Source organism: Kitasatospora putterlickiae (assembly GCF_039527695.1).
GTDB lineage: Bacteria > Actinomycetota > Actinomycetes > Streptomycetales > Streptomycetaceae > Kitasatospora > Kitasatospora putterlickiae.
Genome location: NZ_BAAAKJ010000083.1, coordinates 1 through 2,531, shown reverse-complemented (window position 1 = coordinate 2,531; position 2,531 = coordinate 1). Strand labels below are relative to the sequence as shown.

The following is a 2,531-nucleotide window of genomic DNA, read 5'->3' as shown; positions in this document are numbered from 1 at the left end:
CGCCGCACACCCTCGGGTGCGCGGCGGGCCCGTGCGCGCGGCCCTCAGTGGTGGCCGCTGCCGACCTCCCGGTGCTCCTCGGCGGTCGGCTTGGCGATCTGGGCGCCCTCGCCGTAGAAGCCGCGGGAGAGCTTGGCCCGGGCGCGCTTCCACACCGACACCTTGCGGGCCACCCCGTTCTCGTCCACCTCGGGCGGGAGCACGACCGGCTGCGGCTGGTCGTGCGAGGTGAGGGTGTAGAGCCGCTCCGGCGGCAGCGGGGCGTGCACCTCGACGAACTCGCCGTGCTGCAGCCGCTTGATGACGCCGGTCTCGCGGCCGTGCAGCACCTTCTCCCGGTCCCGCCGCTGCAGTCCCAGGCACCAGCGCTTGGTGATCACGAAGACGATCACCGGGCCGATGAAGAAGCCGATCCGGGCCGCGATGGTGATCGCGTTGATCGACAGGTGGAAGTGGGTGGCGAGCAGGTCGTTGCCGCCGGCCGCGAGCAGGATCAGGTACTCGGCGATCCAGGCGGCGCCGAACGCGGTGCGCACCGGGGCGTTGCGCGGCCGCTCGGCGATGTGGTGCTCGCGCCTGTCCCCGGTGATCCAGCCCTCCAGGAACGGGTACGCCCAGATCGCCACCAGCACCAGCGGGAAGATCACCAGCGGCACGAACACGCCCATCACGAGCGTGTGGTCCCAGAGGCCGATCTCCCAGCCCGGCATGATCCGGATCAGGCCCTCGGAGAAGCCCATGTACCAGTCCGGCTGGGCGTCGGTGGACACCTGGTCGGGCCGGTAGGGGCCGTAGGCCCAGATCGGGTTGACGGTGGCGATCGCGGCCATCGCCGAGACCACGCCGAACACCAGGAAGAAGAAGCCGCCGGCCTTGGCCATGTAGACCGGCATCAGCGGCATGCCGACCACGTTCTCGTTGGTCCGGCCGGCCCCGGCGAACTGGGTGTGCTTGTGGTAGAAGACCAGGATCAGGTGGGCCACCAGCAGGCCCAGCATGATGCCGGGGATCAGCAGGACGTGCACCGTGAAGAGCCGGGGCACGATGATGGTGCCCGGGAACTGGCCTCCGAACATGAACATCTCGAAGTACGTTCCGATGATCGGCACGGCGAGCACCGCGCCCTCCATGAACCGGATGCCGGTGCCGGAGAGCAGGTCGTCGGGCAGCGAGTAGCCCATGAAGCCGTCGAACATGCCGAGGATCAGCAGGCCCGCGCCGAACAGCCAGTTGAGCTCGCGGGGCTTGCGGAAGGCGCCGGTGAAGAAGACCCGGAACATGTGCACGAACATGGCGGCCACGAAGACGATCGCGGACCAGTGGTGGATCTGGCGGATCAGCAGGCCGCCGCGGATCTCGAAGCTGATGTTCAGCGTCGAGGCGTAGGCCTCGGACATCATGATGCCCTTGAGCGGGACGTAGCTGCCCTCGTAGGTCACCTCGCCCATCGACGGGACGAAGAAGAGGGTTAGCCAGACACCGGTCAGGATGATGATCAGAAAGGTGTAGAGGCAGATCTCGCCCAGCATGAAGGACCAGTGGTCCGGGAAGATCTTGCGCAGGTTGGTCTTGGACAGGGCGTAGATGCCGAGGCGTCCGTCGGTCCAGTCGGCGAGCGCCTCGACCTTGTTGGCGGGCGCCGCGCGGGTGCTGGTGGCCGGCCCCGGGCTCGGCTGCTGCTCGGCTCTCACGACGGGCTCCCCGGTGTCGGCCGCGGCACGTCCCGGGCGCCCGGCCGTGAAACGGCCGGCCGATGGAGTGATGTGATCATCGGACCTCTCGATACGGGGGTGCCGGGCAGGCCGGCGCGCGGATCCGGCGACCCGCCGCCCCGTTGCTCAAAGTGATGGAGCGCTTACTCTGTCATGCTGTCGGGAGCACGCCGACTGTGCACGTCCATCGGCCCGTCCGGCCGCTCGTGTCGGCCCGTCCGGGGGTCCGCCGCCCCGCTCCGGGGGTCGGCCGCGGCCTCGATGCTGCGCTCGGGTGCTGTTGGCGGCGCGGCGAAGCGTGTCGGCGCGCGCCGCGCCCCGGGAGGGTGCGGGACCGGGCCTACGCTGCGCCAATGGTGGAACACCGGCAACTCTTCGAGGACGTGACAGCCGACCTGGCCAGGGCCGGCTTCGACACCGGGCGCGGGCCGTCGGGCCTGCGGATCGACCGGGGCCCGCAGGGGGTGGTGATCGGCTGGCCGCCCACCGACGGCCCGGCCGACGACCCGCCGCCCGCCGAGGGCATCCGGGCGGCGGTCACCGGCACCGTCGCGGCGGTGCTGCGCGAGACCGGCTACCGGGTGGCGGAGGTGGGGTCCGACGAACTGATCGTCACCGGCGGGCCCGCCCCGGCCGTTCCGCCGGAAGCGGCGGAGGACCTCGCGCGCGAGCCCGCCGCCGTCCCCGAGCAGTGGTGGGGCTGACCGGCCGCCGGATTGCCGCTGCTCCCGGCCGGGTGCAACCATGAGGTTGCAACCGCAGGTGACGGCCGAGGAGCAGCCCCATGAACGACACCGCGACGGCGGACCGCGGCCCCGG

At 71.1% G+C, this 2,531-nt stretch carries 2 protein-coding genes; one reads left to right on the top strand and one right to left on the bottom strand.

The window, feature by feature from the left end; all coding sequences use genetic code 11:
* Positions 1-44 precede the first annotated feature (44 nt).
* Positions 45-1,691, bottom strand: a complete 1,647-nt coding sequence (gene qcrB / locus ABD308_RS09240) for a cytochrome bc1 complex cytochrome b subunit (protein WP_344330614.1) — start codon at positions 1,689-1,691, stop codon at positions 45-47.
* A 374-nt stretch (positions 1,692-2,065) separates the two neighbouring features.
* Here qcrB and ABD308_RS09235 point away from each other — a divergent pair, with 374 nt between their 5' ends.
* Positions 2,066-2,416: a hypothetical protein gene (locus ABD308_RS09235; RefSeq protein ID WP_344330612.1), complete on the top strand. Its 351-nt coding sequence runs from the start codon at positions 2,066-2,068 to the stop codon at positions 2,414-2,416.
* The last annotated feature ends 115 nt before the right edge of the window (positions 2,417-2,531 follow it).